This is a genomic window from Hydrogenophaga sp. FG152, from assembly GCF_057809615.1.
The window spans coordinates 154,234-171,088 of sequence record NZ_JBMDKH010000008.1; the positions used below are offsets into that span (position 1 = coordinate 154,234).

Consider the following 16,855-nt stretch of genomic DNA (forward strand, 5'->3'; position numbering starts at 1 on the left):
TCCACAATGCCCCGAAACACCACAACGGATGCCGCCATGCCGATCCTGGAGACACAACTCAACGCCCGTTCCGCCGACTTCCAGGCCAATGCCCAGGCCATGCAGGTGGTGGTCGACGACCTCAAGGCCCAGATCGCCAAAGCCACCCTGGGCGGCGGTGAAGCCGCCCGCGCCAAACACACCGCGCGCGGCAAGCTGCTGCCACGCGACCGCGTGCAGATGCTGCTGGACCCGGGCACGCCCTTCCTGGAACTCAGCCCGCTCGCGGCGCTGAACATGTACCCCGATCGCGACGGCACCGACAGCGCGCCCTGTGCCGGTGTGATCGCCGGCATCGGCCGCGTCAGTGGGGTGGACTGCCTGATCGTCTGCAACGACGCCACGGTGAAGGGCGGCACCTACTACCCGATGACGGTGAAGAAACACCTTCGGGCGCAGGAGGTGGCGATGCAGAACAACCTGACCTGCATCTACCTGGTGGACTCGGGCGGCGCCAACCTGCCGAACCAGGACGACGTGTTCCCCGACCGCGAGCACTTCGGGCGCATCTTCTACAACCAGGCCAACATGAGCGCCAACGGCATCGCGCAGATCGCGGTCGTCATGGGCTCGTGCACCGCCGGCGGCGCCTACGTGCCGGCCATGAGCGACGAGACCATCATCGTCAAGAACCAGGGCACCATCTTCCTGGGCGGCCCGCCGCTGGTGAAGGCCGCCATCGGCGAGATCGTGAGCGCCGAAGACCTGGGCGGCGGCGACGTGCACACGCGCCTCTCGGGCGTGGCCGACCACCTGGCTCAGAACGACGCGCACGCGCTCGCGCTGGCGCGCCAGGCCGTGGCCACGCTCAACCGCCGCAAGGTCGCCACCCAGGCGCTGCGCGAACCGCGCGCGCCGCTGTACGACCCGAAGGAGATCTACGGTGTCATCCCGGTCGACACGCGCAAGCCCTACGACGTGCGCGAGATCATTGCCCGTGTGGTCGACGGCAGCGAGTTCCACGAGTTCAAGGCGCGCTACGGCGCCACCCTGGTCTGCGGCTTCGCGCACATCGAGGGCATGCCGATCGGCATCGTGGCCAACAACGGCGTGCTGTTCTCCGAGAGCGCACAGAAGGGCGCGCACTTCATCGAGCTGTGCTGCCAGCGCAAGGTGCCCTTGCTGTTCCTGCAGAACATCACCGGCTTCATGGTCGGCCGCAAATACGAGAGCGAGGGCATCGCGCGCCACGGCGCCAAGATGGTCACGGCCGTCGCCACTGCCCAGGTGCCCAAGTTCACCATCATCATCGGCGGCAGCTACGGCGCCGGCAACTACGGCATGTGCGGCCGGGCCTACAGCCCGCGTTTCCTCTGGATGTGGCCCAACGCGCGCATCAGCGTGATGGGTGGCGAGCAGGCCGCCAGCGTGCTGGCCACCGTGCGGCGCGACGGCATCGAGGCCAAGGGCGGCAGCTGGAGCGCCGACGAAGAGGCGAAATTCAAGCAGCCGCTGCTCGACCAGTTCGCGCACCAGTCGCACCCGTACTACGCCAGTGCCCGCCTGTGGGACGACGGCGTGATCGATCCGGCCGACACGCGCCGTGTGCTCGGTCTCGCGCTGTCCGCCACCCTGAATACGCCGATCGGCGAGCCGAAGTTCGGCGTCTTCCGCATGTGAGGGCGCCATGAACCGCACCATCTACGACAACCCCGACCACGAGCTGCTGCGCGACCAGGTCGCGCGTTTTCTGGAACGCGAAGTGGAACCGCACGCGGCCGCCTGGGAAGAGACCGGCATGGTGCCGCGCGACGTGCTGCGCCGCATGGGCCAGGCGGGCCTGCTGGGCCTGATGTTCGAAGGCGAATACGGCGGCGGCGACGCCGACGCGCTGACCAACCTGGTGTTCGCCGAAGCGCTGTCGCAGTCCACCTTCGCCGGTTTCATCATCACCGTGCTGGTGCACACCGACATGGCCGGCCCGCACCTGCACCACGCGGGCAATCCGGCGCAGAAGGCGAAGTACCTGAAGAAGGTCACGGCCGGCGAGATGATCACGGCGGTCGGCATCACCGAACCCGGCGCGGGTTCCGACGTGGCGGGCATCCGCACCACGGCGCGCAAGGAAGGCAACCAGTGGGTGCTCAATGGCACCAAGATGTTCATTACCAACGGCGTGCACGCCGACCTGTACTTCGTCGCCGCCAAGACAGGCACGGCGCGCCACGACGTGACCATGTTCATCGTCGAGAAGGGCACGCCGGGCTTCTCGGTCGGTCGCGCGCTCAAGAAGACCGGCTGGCTTTCCAGCGACACGGCCGAACTGGTGTTCGACAATGTGCGCATCCCGGAAGAGAACCTGCTCGGCGAACAGGGCAAGGGCTTCTACTCGGTCATGAAGAACTTCCAGACCGAGCGCATCGCGCTCGCGGCCATGGCGGTCGGCCATTGCACCCAGGCCCTGAAGCTCACGCTCGACTACGTGCGCCAGCGCCAGGCCTTCGGCGCCACGCTGTGGGACAAGCAGACCATCCGCCAGCGCGTGTCGATGCTGGACGCCAAGACGCGCGCGGCGCGCCAGTTCATGTACCACTGCGCCTGGAGCGTGACCCAGGGCCACGACATCGTGCAGGAGGTCTCCATGCTCAAGGCCCTCACCGGCGAGCTGGTCAACGAGGTGGTGCAGACCTGCCAGCAGTTCCACGGCGGCATGGGTTTCATCCGCGAGACCGCGATCGAGCGCCTCTGGCGCGACGCGCGCGTGCTGGCCATCGGCGGCGGCGCCACCGAAGTGATGCTGGAAGAAGTGGCGAAGAGGTACTGAACATGAGCAACGTGATCGATGTGACCCGCCCCACGCCGCACGTGGCGAAGGTGTGGCTCAACCGCCCCGACGTGCGCAACGCCTTCAACGACGACGTGATCGCCGCGCTCACCGCGGCCTTCACCGAGCTGTCGCAAGACGAGAACCTGCGCGTGGTCGTGCTCGGCGCGCACGGCAAGGCCTTCTGCGCCGGGGCCGACCTGAACTGGATGAAGACCATGGCCGGCTACAGCTGGGACCAGAACCGCGCCGACGCGCAGCAGCTGGCCGACATGCTGTGGACGCTGGACCAGTGCCCGGTGCCGGTGGTCGGCCGCATCCAGGGCGACTGCTACGCAGGCGGCATGGGGCTGGCGGCGATCTGCGACGTGCTGGTGGCGGTGGAGGGCGCGACCTTCTGCCTGTCCGAGGCGCGCCTGGGCCTGCTGCCCGCCACCATCAGCCCCTATGTGGCACGCGCGCTCGGCGTGCAGGCCTCGCGCCGCTACATGGTGACCGCCGAGCGCTTCAGCGCGGTGCGCGCGCACGCGCTGGGCATGGTGCACGAGCTCGCCACGCCCGAGACGCTGGACGCGAAGGTGGAAGAGCTCGTCGCCACGCTGGTGGCCAACGGCCCCAAGGCCGCGCGCGAATGCAAGCGCCTGGTGCGCGATGTGGGCGGCCAGCCGATCACCGAAGCCCTGCGCAGCGAGACGGCCCGCCGCATCGCGGATGTGCGCGCCAGCGACGAAGGCCGCGAAGGCCTGCAGTCCTTCCTGCAGAAGCGCCCGCCGGGCTGGTTGCCGGCGGCCTGAGCGGGGCGACACCATGGCCGACTGGTTCCACACCCTGGGCACACCCGAGCTGCTGGCGCTCGCGGGTGCGCTCGGCTGGGCCAGCGGTTTTCGCCTCTACGCCGTGGTGTTCATCGTCGGCCTGGCCGGCGCCCTGGGCTGGATGGAGTTGCCCGCCGGCCTGCAGGCGTTGCAGCACCCGGTGCTGCTGGGCACGGCCGGCTTCATGCTCTTCGTCGAGTTCTTTGCCGACAAGATTCCGGTGGTCGATTCGCTCTGGGACGCGATCAACAGCGTGGTGCGCATCCCGGCCGGCGCGGCGCTCGCGGCGGGGGTGTTCGGCGCCGACAGCGGCACCGTGGCACTCGCCGCCGCGCTGCTCGGCGGCACGCTGGCTGCCACCAGCCAGGCCGCCAAGACCACCACGCGCGCGGCCATCAACAGCTCGCCCGAACCGTTCTCCAACCTCGGCATGAGCCTGGTCGAGGACGGCCTGGTGGTCGGCGCGGTCTGGCTTGCCACGAACCACCCGCTGGTCTTTGTCGTGTTGCTCGCGATCACCGTCGTGCTGATGTGGATCGCCACCTGGATGCTCTTCAAATTCCTGCGCGCGGTGTTCCGCCGCGTGCGCTCCTTCTTCACCGCCACCGCCTAGGAAGTCCCATGTTCCACAAGATCCTGATTGCCAACCGGGGCGAGATCGCCTGCCGCGTCGCCGCCACCGCGCGCCGCCTGGGCGTGAAGACCGTCGCCGTCTACTCGGACGCCGACGCGCGCGCCAAGCACGTGGCCGCCTGCGACGAGTCGGTGCACATCGGCGGCTCCGCACCCAAGGAAAGTTACCTGCAGTGGGAGCGCATCATCGCGGCCGCCCAGGCGACGGGCGCGCAGGCCATCCACCCGGGCTACGGCTTCCTGAGCGAGAACGAGGCGTTCGCCAACGCCTGCGTGAAGGCCGGTCTGGTCTTCATTGGCCCGCCGTCGTCGGCGATCGAGGCCATGGGCCTGAAGGCAGAGTCCAAGCGCCTGATGGAAAAGGCCGGCGTGCCACTGGTGCCGGGCTACCACGGCGCCGACCAGGACCCGGCCCTGCTGCAGCGCGAGGCCGACCGCATCGGCTACCCCGCGCTCATCAAGGCCAGTGCGGGCGGCGGCGGCAAGGGCATGCGCGTGGTCGAGAAGAGCGAGGACTTCGCCGCCGCGCTCGCCAGCTGCCAGCGCGAGGCGCGCAACAGCTTCGGCAGCGACGCGGTGCTGATCGAAAAATACGTGCAGCGCCCGCGCCACATCGAGATCCAGGTGTTTGGCGACACGCAGGGCGACTGCGTCTACCTGTTCGAGCGCGACTGCTCGGTGCAGCGCCGCCACCAGAAGGTGCTGGAAGAGGCGCCCGCACCGGGCATGACGCCGGAGCTGCGTGCCCAGATGGGCGCGGCCGCCGTGGCGGCGGCCAAGGCGGTGAACTACGTGGGCGCGGGCACGGTGGAGTTCATCGTCGAACAGCCCGAGGGCTACGCCCATCCCGAGGCCATGCGCTTCTATTTCATGGAGATGAACACCCGCCTGCAGGTGGAGCATCCGGTGACCGAGGCCATCACCGGTCTGGACCTGGTGGAGTGGCAGCTGCGCGTGGCCGGCGGCGAGCCGCTGCCGCTGAAGCAGGAAGACCTGCGCATCCACGGCCATGCGATCGAGGCGCGCATCTGCGCCGAAACGCCGGACAACAACTTCCTGCCCGCCACCGGCACGCTCACGGTCTACCGCAAGCCGGCCTGCACCAGTTTCGAACGCGGCGCGGTGCGCATCGATGACGGCGTGCGCGAGGGCGACACCATCAGCCCGTTCTACGACTCCATGGTCGCCAAACTGATCGTGCACGGTGCCACGCGCGAAGAGGCCTTGTCGCGGCTGGACGCCGCGCTGGCCGAGACGCGCATCGTCGGCCTCTCGACCAACGTGCAGTTCCTGCGCCACGTGGCCACCAGCCGCGCATTCGCCCAGGGCGAGCTGGACACCGCGCTGATCCCGCGCGAGGCCGCCGCGCTGTTCCACCAGGACAAGGTGGGCCTGCCGCTGGCCGTGGCCGCCGCCGTCGCGCAGACCCTGGTGGCCGAGCGCGCGCAGGAAGGCGCCGACCCGTTCTCGCGCCGCGACGGCTGGCGCCCGCACGGCATCACCGTGCGCCGCTTCGATTTCGAATACCAGGGGGAGACCCTGCTGGCCCAGCTGAGTTACCTGCACGACGGCGCGCTGCAACTTGCCTTCGGCGAGGTGAGCGGCGCGCTGGCCTTCGAGGCGCTGCCCGCCGACACCGGCACCCGCATGGACCTGCGCTTCAACGGCCAGCGCCAGACCGTGCAGACCTGGCAGGTGGACGAACACGTGCACGTGTTCTGCGCCCTGGGCGCGACCCAGATCGAGGAAATCGACGCCCTGGCCCACGCGGGCGAGGTGGCGGCTGAGGGCGGCCGCCTCACCGCGCCCATGCCGGGCAAGGTGGTGTCGTTCGCGGTCAAGGCCGGCGACGCGGTGACCAAGGGCCAGGCGCTGGCCGTGATGGAGGCGATGAAGATGGAGCACACCATCGCCGCGCCGGCCGACGGCACCGTGGCCGAGCTGCTCTACGCGCCCGGCGACCAGGTGAACGAAGGCGCCGAACTGCTCAAGCTCTCCGTGGCCTGACAGCGCCGCTGCGCGAGGCCGCGTAAGCTCGCCGCATGAACATCACCTTCTGCTGCGCCAACACCCGGGTCGGCCCCTGGCTGGCCGATCTGCGCCTGGCCTTGCCCCAGGCCAACGTCACCGAATGGCAACCCGGCGCCCCCCAGGCCGACCACGCGGTCGTCTGGGCGCCGCCGCAACAATTCATGGACGAACAACCCGGCCTCAAGGGCCTGTTCAACATCGGCGCGGGCGTGGATGCGCTGCTCAAGCTCCGGCTGCCGCCCTCCGCCAAGGTGGTGCGGCTCGACGACGCAGGCATGTCGGTGCAGATGGCCGAGTACGTGTGTCACGCCGTGATCCGCCACTTCCGCGAGTTCGACGCCTACGAGGCCGACGTGGCGCAGGGCCGCTGGTCGTACCGCAAGCCGCGCCTGCGGGCCGATTTCCCTGTCGGCGTCATGGGCCTGGGCGTGCTGGGCGAGCGCGTGGCCCAGGCGCTGCGCCAGTTCGACTTCCCGGTGCACGGCTGGAGCCGTTCGCCCAAGGCGATCGATGGCGTGATCTGCCACGCCGGTCACGCGGCCTTCGACAGCTTCCTGGCCTCGTGCCGGGTGCTGGTGAACCTGCTGCCGCTCACGCCCGAGACGCGCGACATCCTCAACCGCGACACGCTGTCGCGCCTGCGGCCCGAGGCGTACCTGATCAACGTCGCGCGCGGCGACCACCTGGTGGAAGACGACCTGCTCGCGCTATTGGAGAGCGGCCACATGGCTGGCGCCACGCTCGACGTGTTCCGCACCGAGCCGCTGCCCGCCCAGCATGGTTTCTGGAAACACCCGAAAATCACGGTCACGCCCCACACCTCGGCGCGCACGCTGCGCGAAGAAAGCATCGCCCAGATCGCCGGCAAGATCCTCGCGTTCGAACGCGGGGACCCGATCGCCGGCGTGGTCGATCCGGTGCGCGGGTACTGACCCCCTCGAAAGACCCCCATGAAACTGCCCTCCCGCGTCCAGCTCATCGACGTCGGTCCCCGCGACGGCCTGCAGAACGAAAAGCAGCCGGTGCCGGCGGCCGTCAAGGTCGAGCTGGTGCACCGCCTGCAGGCCGCCGGCCTGAAAGAGATCGAGGTCACCAGCTACGTGAGCCCCAAGTGGGTGCCGCAGATGGCCGACAACCACGAGGTCATGGATGGCATCCGGCGCCAAAGCGGCATCCGTTATTCGGTGCTCACGCCCAACCTCAAGGGTTATGAAGCCGCCGTGGCAGACAAGCCCGACGAGATCGTGGTGTTCGGCGCCGCCAGCGAGGCCTTCAGCCAGAAGAACATCAACTGCTCGATCGCTGAAAGCATCGAGCGCTTCGCGCCCGTGGTCGAGGCCGCGCGCGCGGCCGGCATCGCCGTGCGTGGCGCGATGAGCTGCACCGTGGGCTGCCCCTACGAAGGCGAGATCGCGCCCGAGCGCGTGGCCTACCTCGCCGGGCTCATGAAGGGCATCGGCGTGCAGCGCGTGGACGTGGCTGACACCATCGGCGTGGGCACACCACGCAAGGTGCAGGCCGCGCTGGAGGCCACGCTGACGCACTACGGCATCGATCAGATTTCAGGCCACTTCCACGACACCTATGGCCAGGCGCTGTCCAACACCCTGGCCGCGCTCGAGATGGGGGTCTGGAACTTCCAGTCGTCGGTGTCCGGCCTCGGTGGCTGCCCCTACGCCAAGGGTGCCACCGGCAACGTGGCGACTGAAGACGTGGTTTACCTCCTGCACGGCATGGGCATCGCCACCGGCATCGACCTCGACGCGCTGGTGGATGCCGGCGTCTACATCAGCGAACAGCTCGGCCGGCCCACCGGTTCGCGCGTGGCTCGCGCATTGCTCGCGAAACGCGCGGGGTGATATGACGTCACCCCCGCCGCGCTTCGCGCGACCCCCTCAAGGGGGCAACACCTGCGGCCCGGCAAAGCCGGTTCCGCGGTGTTTCTGGGCTGGTATCGTTTTGTGCGCCGCGCATCGTCCGCCGCACAGCAGATCAAACTGAGAAAGACATTCCATGGAATTGCAAGTCTGGATGGCGTATTTCGTGGCCTCGTGGGCCATCGCGCTCTCGCCCGGTTCGGGCGCGGTGCTGTCGATGACGCACGGCCTGGCCTATGGCGTGAAGAAAACCAGCGTGACCATCGCGGGCCTGCAGCTGGGGCTGGCGGTGATCCTGCTGGTGGCCGGCGTCGGTGTGGGGGCGCTGTTGCTGGCCTCGGCCACCGCCTTCACCATCGTGAAGTTCGCGGGCGCGGGCTACCTGATCTGGCTTGGCTTCAACCAGTGGCGTGCCCGCGTGGGCGTGGTGCCCGAGGCGGGCGATGCCGTGCCGGCCCAGGTGGCCGTGCCCTCGGCGCGCGAGCGCTTCGTCATGGGCTTCTTCACCAACGTGACCAACCCCAAGGGCATCGTCTTCATGGTGGCCGTGCTGCCGCAGTTCATCGACCCCACGCGCGGCCTCTGGCTGCAGCTGCTGATCCTGCTGGCCACCACCGTGGTGGTCGATCTGATCGTGATGCACGGCTACGCCTTCCTGGCCTCGCGCGCGCAGCGATGGCTGGCCACGGCCCGTGCCCGGCGCGCGCAGAACCGCGTGTTCGGCGGCGTGCTCATGGCCATGGGTGCTAGCCTCCTGCTCGTGAAACGCGCGGCATGAGGAGCGACACCAGCATGTGCGGCGCCGAACTTCAGACCCTGCCCGAGACCGTGCAGCGCGTGGCGCGCGTGCTGCAGGACGCGGGCCACGCCCACGCCCCCGTGATGCTCGACGACGCCGCGCGCACCGCGCAGCAGGCGGCCGATGCCCTGGGCGTGGCCCTGGGCCAGATCGCCAAGAGCATCATCTTTCGCCGCAAGAGCGACGACGCGGCCGTGCTGGTCATCACCTCGGGCGACCTGCGGGTGGACGAGAAGAAGGTGCAGGCCCTGGTGTGCGCCGACGGCGGCAAGCTCGGCCGGGCCGATGCCGACTTCGTCAAGGCGCGCACCGGGTTTTCCATCGGCGGTGTCTCGCCGCTGGCGCACGCGGTGGCGCCCGTCACGCTGATCGACGCGCAGCTCTCGCGCTTCGACGAGATCTGGGCCGCGGCTGGCCACCCGCATGCGGTGTTCCGCCTCAGCCCCGTCGAGCTCCAGTCGCTGACCGGCGCGCCGGTGCACGACGTCACCGTGGTGGCCTGAACGCATGTCCTTGCCGCCGCCCCCCGTCACCCTCCAGGCCGCGCGCCGCCGTGCCGGACTCCGCCCCGGCGTGCCGTCGCCGTGCATCTCGGTCTGCGAGATGGACGAGGCCCACAACCGCTGCAAAGGGTGCTTCCGCACGCTGGAAGAAATCGGCATCTGGAGCCGCGCCAGCGATGCGGACAAATTGCTGATCTGGCAACAGGTGGAAGCGCGGCAATCGTCCCGGACCGACCCATGACCGACATCCTGTTCTTTTACGACCCGATCTCGCCCTACGCCCACCTCGCGTTCGAGCGCCTGCCCGAAGCCCTGATGGGCCACAGCGTGCAGGTGCGCTACCGGCCCGTGCTGTTCGCCGCGCTGCTCAAGGCGCACGGCCAGCTGGGCCCGGCCGAGATCCCGGCCAAGCGCGACTGGACCTACCGCCACGTGAGCTGGCTCGGGCACCACCACGGCGTGGTGCTCGACATGCCGGCCGCGCACCCGTTCAACCCGCTGCCCCTGCTGCGCCTGGGCCTGGCCTGCGCGACGGACGACGCGCCGGGCGAGACCAACCGCTATGTCACCGAGCTGCTGTTCCGCCACGTCTGGCGCGGGGGGCTCGACGCCGCCGACCCGGCGCGGCTGGCCGAGCTGCAGGCTCTGTTGCAGGACCACATGGCGCAGCGCGGCAAGCCGTGGAACGCGCCCGACAGCGAGGTGGTCAAGCAGCGCCTGCGCGCCAACACCGACGAGGCGCTCGCGCTCGGCCTGTTCGGTGTGCCGGCGATGGTGGTGGACGGCCGCGTGTTCTGGGGACACGACGCCCTGCCCATGCTGCGCGCCTACCTGGACGGCGACACCTGGTTCGAGACCCAGTGGGGCGCGGCGGCGCAGCGGCCCGAAGGCGTGCGCCGGTCTCAGACGGGCTAGCCGCCGGGTCGCTCCCAAGGCAGGTCCAGCCCCCTTGGGGGGCAGCGACCCGCGCAGCGGTGGAGCGTGGGGCTCTTAAGTTTGAAACGCCGCCGCCACGCCCATCACCTCGCCGGTGTGGGCGGCCTCATAACCCTTGAGCGCGGCCACGCGCGCGCGGAACGCCGGTGAGCGCAGCACCGTGAGCACCGGCCGCAGCTCGGTGCGGTCCAGCGCGTCGGCCGGCAGCGCGAAGAAATAGCGCTCCTTCAGCAGGGGGATGAAATGCAGGCCGAAGCGGTGCGCGGCGGTCTGCACGCCGATGCCCACGTCGGCCATGCCGCTGGCCACATAAGCGGCCACGGCGGCGTGGGTGAGTTCGGTGTTGTCGTAACCCGCCACCGCCTGCGGCGCGATGCCTTCGCGCTTGAGCAGCAGGTCGGTCAGCACCCGCGTGCCCGAGCCCTCGGGCCGGTTGACGAAGCGCAGCCCGGGCCGCGCGAGGTCGGCCAGCCCGCGCAGGCCCAGCGGGTTGCCCGCCGCCACGAAGAGCCCCTGCGTGCGCACCGCCAACTGCACCAGCAGGTGCTGGTCGGGCTTGAGCCAGGTCAGGTAGCGCCGAGCGGCGGCGGCTTCGAACTCGCCCAGCGGCACGTGAAAACCCGCGAGTTCGCAATCGCCCTGCGCGAGCGCGGCCACGGCCTCCAGGCTGCTGCGGTAACGCAGCTCCACCGGCACCTGGCGCGCCGCCAGCTGTTCGCGCAGCGCGGCCACCGCGAAGCCGTGGCTGGCGTGCAGACGCGGCACGGCGCGCTGGCGGCGCTGCACGCGCCCGAGTTCGCCTTCGAGCTCCGAGGCCAGCGATTCGAGCAGGGGTTGCAGGCGCGCGCCGATGCGGGCATCGGCCCAGATGAGCTTTTCACCCAGCGGCGTGAGCGCCGAGCCGCGCCCGCGCCCGCGCACCAGCAGCGGTTGGCCGAACAGCTGCTCGGCCTGTTGCAGCAGGCCCCAGGCGTGGCGGTACGACAGGCCCAGCTCGCGCCCGGCCTGCGAGATGCTGCCCGAACCCTGCACGGCCGCAAGCAGGCCGAGCAGGGTGTTGGCATCGAGCGCGGGGCCGTCTTCCTGGGCGATGCGCCATTGGGGCTGGAGGGTGATGCGCAGCATGGGGGGAAGCCCGACTTTATGAACTGTCAAACATATTAAAACAACCCATACGGTGCTACGCTGAAAAAATGACCAGAACGACGGCCCACGAGACCCCCGAGCGCCCCACCGGCACCGTGATTCCCATCCGCCCGATCGAGGCGATGGGGCGCGGCAAGGCGCGCTACACGCCCAAGGGGCGGCAGACCTCACCCGAAGCACGCGAGCGCGTGGCCGCGCTGTGCGATGGCCTGGCGCCGCGCGCCGACCTGCTGATCGAACACCTGCACCGCCTGCAAGACGGCGAAGGTGCGCTGCGCCACGGCCACTTGGCCGCGCTGGCCGAGCGGCTGCGGCTGAGCCAGGTCGAGGTGTTCGAGGTCGCGAGCTTCTACCACCACTTCGAGATCGTCGACGATGCCGCACCCGTGCCGCAGACCGTGGTGCGTGTGTGTACCAGCCTCTCGTGCGCCATGGCCGGCGGCGAGGAACTGCTGGCCGACCTGCAGACCGCGCTGGCGGGTGACGCCACGGTGCGCGTGCAGGCCGCACCGTGCATCGGCCAGTGCCACGTGGCACCGGCTGCCTGCGTGGGCCAGCGCCAGCTGCCGCAGGCCAGCGTGGCTGGGGTGCAGGCGCTGCTGACCTGTGGAGACACCGGGCCACGCCAACTGCCCGCGCCCGCACCCGCCGAATTCAAGCAGCTGCGGCGCCTTCTTTCGGGCGGTCTCAACGCCGAACAGGTGCTGACCGAGCTGAAAGCTTCCAACCTGCGCGGCCTGGGCGGCGCGGGTTTTCCGTCCTGGCGCAAGTGGGAGACGGTGCGCGCCCAGCCCGGCCCGCGCCACATGGTCGTCAACATCGACGAAGGCGAGGTCGGCACCTTCAAGGACTGGCAGGTGCTCAGCAGCGCCGAGGCCGGCGCGCCGCAGATGCTCGAAGGCCTGCTGATCGCCGCCCAGGTGGTGGGCATCTCGCACGCCTGGATCTACCTGCGCGACGAATACCACGACGTGCGCGAACTGCTCACGCGCGAGCTCGCGCGGCTCGACACCACCCTGCGCGCGCTGATCGAACAACACCCCGGCTACACGCCCCCACGCATCGAGCTGCGGCGCGGCGCGGGCGCCTACATCTGCGGGGAAGAGTCGGCGCTGATCGAATCGGTGGAGGGCAAGCGCGGCCTGCCGCGCCTCAAGCCGCCCATCGTGGCCATGCACGGCGTGTTCGGCCGGCCCACGCTGGCGCACAACCCCGAAACCCTGTGGTGGCTGCCGCTGATCCTGGCCAAGGGCGGGGCCTGGCTGGCCGGCGAAGGCCTGCGCGGGCGCAGCGGCCTGCGGCGCTTCTCGGTCTCGGGCCGCGTGAACAAGCCCGGCGTGCACCTGGCGCCGGCCGGCATCACGCTGCGCGAACTGGTCAACGAACACGCGGGCGGCATGGTCGAGGGCCACACGCTCTACGCCTACCTGCCGGGCGGCGCCTCGGGCGGCATCCTGCCGGCCTCGCTGGCCGACGTGCCGCTGGACTTCGACACCCTGGTCGACCATGGCAGCTTCATCGGCTCCATGGCCGTGGTGGTGATGAGCCAGCACGACACCGCGCGCGGCGCCGCGCTCAACCTCATGCAGTTCTTCGAGCACGAGTCCTGTGGCCAGTGCACGCCCTGCCGCGCCGGCACCACCAAGGCCGTGCAGCTCATGCAGGCGCCGGTGTGGAACGCGCCGCTGCTCGGCGAGCTCTCGCAGGTGATGCGCGACGCCAGCATCTGTGGCCTGGGCCAGGCCGCGCCCAACCCGGTGGACAGCGTGCTGCGGTTCTTTGCCCATGAAGTGAACGCCGGAGGTGCGGCATGAAGACCGACGACCTGCCCCTGGACGCGACGCCGATCGCCTTCACCCTCAACGGCCGCGCGCTGGAAGCCGCGCCCGGCGAGAGCATTCTGAAAGCCGCGCAGCGCGCGGGCGTGGACATCCCGCACCTGTGCCACAAGGACGGCCTGCGCAGCCCCGGCAACTGCCGCGCCTGCGTGGTCGACATCGAAGGCGAGCGCGTGCTTGCGCCCTCGTGCTGTCGCGCGCCCAGCGCCGGCATGGTGGTGCACAGCGACAACGCCCGCGCCAGCGCCGCGCAGAAGACGGTGCTGGAGCTGTTGCTGTCCGACGCGCCCGACACCGCCGCGCTCAAGTTCGACAGCGAGCTGGCGCATTGGGCCGAGGTGGCCGGCGCGTCGCCCGGGCGCTTCCCCGCGCGCGCCGCCGCCGTGCACGACCTGAGCCACCCCGCGATGGCGGTGAACCTCGATGCCTGCATCCAGTGCACGCGCTGCATCCGCGCCTGCCGTGAGACCCAGGGCAACGACGTGCTGGGCCTGGCTTTCAGGGGCGGCCACGCGCAGATCGTGTTCGACCAGAACGACCCCATGGGGGCGAGCACCTGCGTGGCCTGCGGCGAGTGCGTGCAGGCCTGCCCCACGGGCGCCATCGCCCCGGCCAATGGCGCCTTCGCCAAACCCTCGCAGCAGCAGGTCGATTCGGTCTGTCCCTTCTGCGGCGTGGGTTGCCAGCTCACCTACCACGTCAACGACGGCAAGATCGAACACGTCGAAGGCATCGCGGGGCCGGCCAACGAAGGCCGCCTGTGCGTCAAGGGCCGCTTCGGTTTCGACTACGCGCACAGCCCGGAGCGCCTCACGCGCCCGCTGATCCGCCGCGCCGGCGTGCCCAAGGACCCGCACGGCGAGCTGCGCCGCCTCACGCCCGAGCAGGTGCGTGAGCGCTTCCGCGAAGCCAGCTGGGACGAGGCGCTGGACGCCGCCGCCGAAGGCTTCCGCAAAGCCCTGGCCGCCACGCAGGCGCGCGGGCGCCAGGGCCCGGTGGCCGGCTTCGGTTCGGCCAAGGGCACGAACGAAGAGGCCTACCTGTTCCAGAAGCTGATCCGCACCGCGTTCGACACGCACAACGTGGACCACTGCACGCGCCTGTGCCACGCCTCCAGCGTGGCCGCGCTCATGGAAGGCCTGGGCTCGGCGGTGGTCACCAACCCGCTGCGCGACGTGCAGCACGCCGATTTCGTGCTGCTGATCGGCGCCAACCCGGCGCAGAACCACCCGGTGGGCGCGACCTGGATCAAGAACGCGGTGAAGCAGAGCGGCCTGAAGCTGGTGCTGGCCGACCCGCGCCGCACCGAGCTCGCGCGCCACAGCTGGAAGCACCTGGGCTTCAAGTCCGGCACCGACGTGGCCCTGCTCAACGCGCTGCTGCACACCATCGTGTTCGAAGGCCTGACCGACCCGGCCTACATCGAAGCCCACACGCTGGACTTCGCGCAGCTCAAGGCCCACCTGGTGGACTTCTCGCCCGAGGCGATGGCGCCGGTCTGCGGCATCGACGCGGCCACGCTGCGCGAGGTCGCGCGCGCCTACGCCACGGCGAAGAACGCCATGATCCTCTGGGGCATGGGCATCAGCCAGCACACGCACGGCACCGACAACGCGCGCTGCCTGATCGCGCTCGCGCTGGTCACCGGCCAGATCGGCCGCCCCGGCACCGGGCTGCACCCGCTGCGCGGCCAGAACAACGTGCAGGGCGCGAGCGACGCCGGGCTCATCCCCATGGTGCTGCCCGACTACCAGCGCGTGGCCGACGGCCCGGCGCGCGAGAAGGCCGAGCGCCTGTGGAACCTGGCGCCGGGCACGCTGCGCAGCGAAGCCGGCCTCACGGTGGTGGAGATCGTCGACGCGGCCTACCGCAAGGAGATCCGCGCCATGCTGATCCAGGGCGAGAACCCGGCCATGAGCGACCCCGACGCGGCCCACGCGCGCGAAGCGCTCGCGGGGCTGGACCACCTGGTGGTGCAGGACATCTTCCTCACCGAGACCGCCAGCCTGGCCGATGTGGTGCTGCCCGCCACCGCCTGGCCCGAGAAGACCGGCAGCGTGACGAACACCGACCGCTGCGTGCAGCTCGGCCGCAAGGCCGTGCCCGCGCCGGGCGAGGCCCGCGCCGACGCCTGGATCACCGAACAGCTCGCGCGCCGCCTTGGCCTGGGCTGGACCTACGGCGTCGCCGCCGACGGCAGCGGGACGGACGACGCCGCGCAGGGCATCGGCGCGGTGTTCGAGGAAATGCGCGCCCTCATGCCCAGCATCGCCGGCCTGTCGTGGTCGCGCCTGTGCCGCGAGGGCGCGGTCACCCACCCGGTGGTGGACGAAGCCGACCCCGGCCAGCCGGTGGTGTTCACCGACGGCTTCCCCACGCCCAGCGGCCGCGCCTCGCTGGTGGGCGCGGTGCTCACGCCGCCGGCCGAGCAGCCCGACGCCGAATTCCCCATGGTGCTCATCACCGGCCGCCAGCTCGAACACTGGCACACCGGCAGCATGACGCGGCGCAGCGGTGTGCTCGATGCGCTCGAACCCAGCCCCGTGGTGAGCTTGCATCCCGAGACCGCCCAGCGGCTCGGGCTGTGGGCAGGCGCGCAAGCGCAGGTGCGCTCCCGGCGCGGCGAGGTCGCCCTGCCCGTGCGGATCGACGAAGGCATGCCACGCGAGACCGCCTTCATTCCCTTCGCCTACGCCGAGGCCGCCGCCAACCTGCTCACCAACCCCGCCCTGGACCCGGTGGGCAAGATCGCGGAATTGAAGTACTGTGCGGTGGACGTGCGGCCTGTTGTGGCCGCGCGTGATCCGGCCCGGCATTGACCTGCCTCAACGCGGCAGTTTGACGGGACTCCTACGATGAACCCTCCGCCCGACGGGTGGGGCGGTTCACATCTCATGCAAGGAGCGCCACCATGTTCAAGAAAATTCTCGTGCCCACCGACGGTTCCACGCTGGCCGCGCAGGCCACCACGGTCGCGTTGGGGCTGGCCAAGAGCCTGAACGCGCAGATCATCGGCGTCAACGTGATCGACCCGTTCCCGTACATCGGCATCGGAGACGCCTCGGCCGTGGGCCTGCAGGCCTACCTGACCGAAGCCAAGAGCGCGGCCGGCCAGGCGCTGGACGCGGTGCGCCAGGCCTGCGAGGCCCAGGGCGTGGTGTTCGCGGCGGGTGACACCATCGAACGCAACGTGGTCTACGAAGGCATCATCGAAACGGCCGAGGCCGAAGGCTGCGACCTGATCGTGATGGGCTCCCACGGCCGCCAGGGCGTCAAGGCCCTCATTCTGGGCAGCGTGGCGCAGAAGGTGCTGACGCACGCCAAGGTGCCGGTGCTGATCGTCAAGGGCTGAGGGCCGACCGTTCGGCGCCTGCCCATCGGGGTGAACCCTTGGATGGGCCCCCTGCCTGACCCGCTGACAGCGAGTTGACAGCGGGGCTTCCTAGCATCTCTTCCACAGATGGCGCGCCGTGC

At 70.2% G+C, this 16,855-nt stretch carries 15 protein-coding genes; 14 read left to right on the forward strand and 1 reads right to left on the reverse strand.

Translation table 11 applies throughout. The annotated features are described in order from the left end of the window. Window positions 1-36: 36 nt before the first annotated feature. The 11 genes from ACODTB_RS11920 to ACODTB_RS11970 all read left to right on the forward strand — a co-directional run bounded on the left by ACODTB_RS11920 (window position 37) and on the right by ACODTB_RS11970 (window position 10,376). Complete coding sequence (locus ACODTB_RS11920; RefSeq protein WP_291112977.1) at window positions 37-1,659, forward strand: carboxyl transferase domain-containing protein; 1,623 nt, start codon at window positions 37-39, stop codon at window positions 1,657-1,659. A 7-nt stretch (window positions 1,660-1,666) separates the two neighbouring features. Further along, window positions 1,667-2,803, forward strand: coding sequence for an acyl-CoA dehydrogenase family protein (locus ACODTB_RS11925; RefSeq protein ID WP_291112975.1), 1,137 nt, complete (start codon window positions 1,667-1,669; stop codon window positions 2,801-2,803). A 2-nt stretch (window positions 2,804-2,805) separates the two neighbouring features. Next, window positions 2,806-3,597, forward strand: coding sequence for an enoyl-CoA hydratase/isomerase family protein (locus ACODTB_RS11930; protein WP_291112973.1), 792 nt, complete (start codon window positions 2,806-2,808; stop codon window positions 3,595-3,597). A gap of 13 nt (window positions 3,598-3,610) precedes the next feature. Continuing rightward, a complete protein-coding gene (locus tag ACODTB_RS11935) occupies window positions 3,611-4,231 on the forward strand; it encodes a DUF4126 domain-containing protein (protein ID WP_291112972.1) in 621 nt (206 codons plus the stop codon). Window positions 4,232-4,239: 8 nt separating this feature from the next. After that, complete coding sequence (locus tag ACODTB_RS11940) at window positions 4,240-6,258, forward strand: acetyl/propionyl/methylcrotonyl-CoA carboxylase subunit alpha (RefSeq protein WP_488929363.1); 2,019 nt, start codon at window positions 4,240-4,242, stop codon at window positions 6,256-6,258. Between the two features lie 35 nt (window positions 6,259-6,293). Continuing rightward, complete coding sequence (locus tag ACODTB_RS11945) at window positions 6,294-7,214, forward strand: 2-hydroxyacid dehydrogenase (RefSeq protein WP_291120554.1); 921 nt, start codon at window positions 6,294-6,296, stop codon at window positions 7,212-7,214. An 18-nt stretch (window positions 7,215-7,232) separates the two neighbouring features. Continuing rightward, complete coding sequence (locus tag ACODTB_RS11950; protein WP_291120553.1) at window positions 7,233-8,141, forward strand: hydroxymethylglutaryl-CoA lyase; 909 nt, start codon at window positions 7,233-7,235, stop codon at window positions 8,139-8,141. 154 nt (window positions 8,142-8,295) lie between these two features. Further along, window positions 8,296-8,937, forward strand: a complete 642-nt coding sequence (locus ACODTB_RS11955; protein ID WP_291120549.1) for a LysE family transporter — start codon at window positions 8,296-8,298, stop codon at window positions 8,935-8,937. A gap of 14 nt (window positions 8,938-8,951) precedes the next feature. After that, the gene (locus tag ACODTB_RS11960) at window positions 8,952-9,461 is read left to right on the forward strand and encodes a YbaK/EbsC family protein (RefSeq protein ID WP_291120551.1); all 510 of its coding nucleotides are present in this window, start codon (window positions 8,952-8,954) and stop codon (window positions 9,459-9,461) included. Between the two features lie 4 nt (window positions 9,462-9,465). Continuing rightward, window positions 9,466-9,702, forward strand: coding sequence for a DUF1289 domain-containing protein (locus tag ACODTB_RS11965; RefSeq protein ID WP_291120547.1), 237 nt, complete (start codon window positions 9,466-9,468; stop codon window positions 9,700-9,702). Then, window positions 9,699-10,376: a 2-hydroxychromene-2-carboxylate isomerase gene (locus tag ACODTB_RS11970; RefSeq protein WP_291120545.1), complete on the forward strand. Its 678-nt coding sequence runs from the start codon at window positions 9,699-9,701 to the stop codon at window positions 10,374-10,376. The genes ACODTB_RS11965 and ACODTB_RS11970 overlap by 4 nt, the downstream gene beginning before the upstream one ends. Window positions 10,377-10,451: 75 nt before the next feature. On the opposite strand, the gene ACODTB_RS11975 is transcribed toward ACODTB_RS11970, so the two are convergent. After that, complete coding sequence (locus ACODTB_RS11975; protein WP_291120543.1) at window positions 10,452-11,522, reverse strand: substrate-binding domain-containing protein; 1,071 nt, start codon at window positions 11,520-11,522, stop codon at window positions 10,452-10,454. A gap of 68 nt (window positions 11,523-11,590) precedes the next feature. On the opposite strand from ACODTB_RS11975, the gene ACODTB_RS11980 reads away from it, so the two are divergent. The 3 genes from ACODTB_RS11980 to ACODTB_RS11990 all read left to right on the forward strand — a co-directional run bounded on the left by ACODTB_RS11980 (window position 11,591) and on the right by ACODTB_RS11990 (window position 16,733). Beyond that, entirely contained in the window at window positions 11,591-13,357 is a 1,767-nt protein-coding gene (locus ACODTB_RS11980; RefSeq protein ID WP_291120542.1) for an NADH-ubiquinone oxidoreductase-F iron-sulfur binding region domain-containing protein, read from the forward strand. Then, a complete protein-coding gene (locus ACODTB_RS11985) occupies window positions 13,354-16,200 on the forward strand; it encodes a molybdopterin-dependent oxidoreductase (protein WP_291120540.1) in 2,847 nt (948 codons plus the stop codon). The genes ACODTB_RS11980 and ACODTB_RS11985 overlap by 4 nt, the downstream gene beginning before the upstream one ends. A gap of 92 nt (window positions 16,201-16,292) precedes the next feature. Next, the gene (locus ACODTB_RS11990; protein WP_291120538.1) at window positions 16,293-16,733 is read left to right on the forward strand and encodes a universal stress protein; all 441 of its coding nucleotides are present in this window, start codon (window positions 16,293-16,295) and stop codon (window positions 16,731-16,733) included. Window positions 16,734-16,855: the final 122 nt, after the last annotated feature.

Excerpts from the sequence above, each read along its gene's own strand:
- ACODTB_RS11920 (WP_291112977.1), top strand. The coding sequence starts at position 37 with ATGCCGATCCTGGAGACACAACTCAACGCCCGTTCCGCCGACTTCCAG.
- ACODTB_RS11925 (WP_291112975.1), top strand. The coding sequence starts at position 1,667 with ATGAACCGCACCATCTACGACAACCCCGACCACGAGCTGCTGCGCGAC.
- ACODTB_RS11930 (WP_291112973.1), top strand. The coding sequence starts at position 2,806 with ATGAGCAACGTGATCGATGTGACCCGCCCCACGCCGCACGTGGCGAAG.
- ACODTB_RS11935 (WP_291112972.1), top strand. The coding sequence starts at position 3,611 with ATGGCCGACTGGTTCCACACCCTGGGCACACCCGAGCTGCTGGCGCTC.
- ACODTB_RS11940 (WP_488929363.1), top strand. The coding sequence starts at position 4,240 with ATGTTCCACAAGATCCTGATTGCCAACCGGGGCGAGATCGCCTGCCGC.
- ACODTB_RS11945 (WP_291120554.1), top strand. The coding sequence starts at position 6,294 with ATGAACATCACCTTCTGCTGCGCCAACACCCGGGTCGGCCCCTGGCTG.
- ACODTB_RS11950 (WP_291120553.1), top strand. The coding sequence starts at position 7,233 with ATGAAACTGCCCTCCCGCGTCCAGCTCATCGACGTCGGTCCCCGCGAC.
- ACODTB_RS11955 (WP_291120549.1), top strand. The coding sequence starts at position 8,296 with ATGGAATTGCAAGTCTGGATGGCGTATTTCGTGGCCTCGTGGGCCATC.
- ACODTB_RS11960 (WP_291120551.1), top strand. The coding sequence starts at position 8,952 with ATGTGCGGCGCCGAACTTCAGACCCTGCCCGAGACCGTGCAGCGCGTG.
- ACODTB_RS11965 (WP_291120547.1), top strand. The coding sequence starts at position 9,466 with ATGTCCTTGCCGCCGCCCCCCGTCACCCTCCAGGCCGCGCGCCGCCGT.
- ACODTB_RS11970 (WP_291120545.1), top strand. The coding sequence starts at position 9,699 with ATGACCGACATCCTGTTCTTTTACGACCCGATCTCGCCCTACGCCCAC.
- ACODTB_RS11975 (WP_291120543.1), bottom strand. The coding sequence starts at position 11,522 with ATGCTGCGCATCACCCTCCAGCCCCAATGGCGCATCGCCCAGGAAGAC.
- ACODTB_RS11980 (WP_291120542.1), top strand. The coding sequence starts at position 11,591 with ATGACCAGAACGACGGCCCACGAGACCCCCGAGCGCCCCACCGGCACC.
- ACODTB_RS11985 (WP_291120540.1), top strand. The coding sequence starts at position 13,354 with ATGAAGACCGACGACCTGCCCCTGGACGCGACGCCGATCGCCTTCACC.
- ACODTB_RS11990 (WP_291120538.1), top strand. The coding sequence starts at position 16,293 with ATGTTCAAGAAAATTCTCGTGCCCACCGACGGTTCCACGCTGGCCGCG.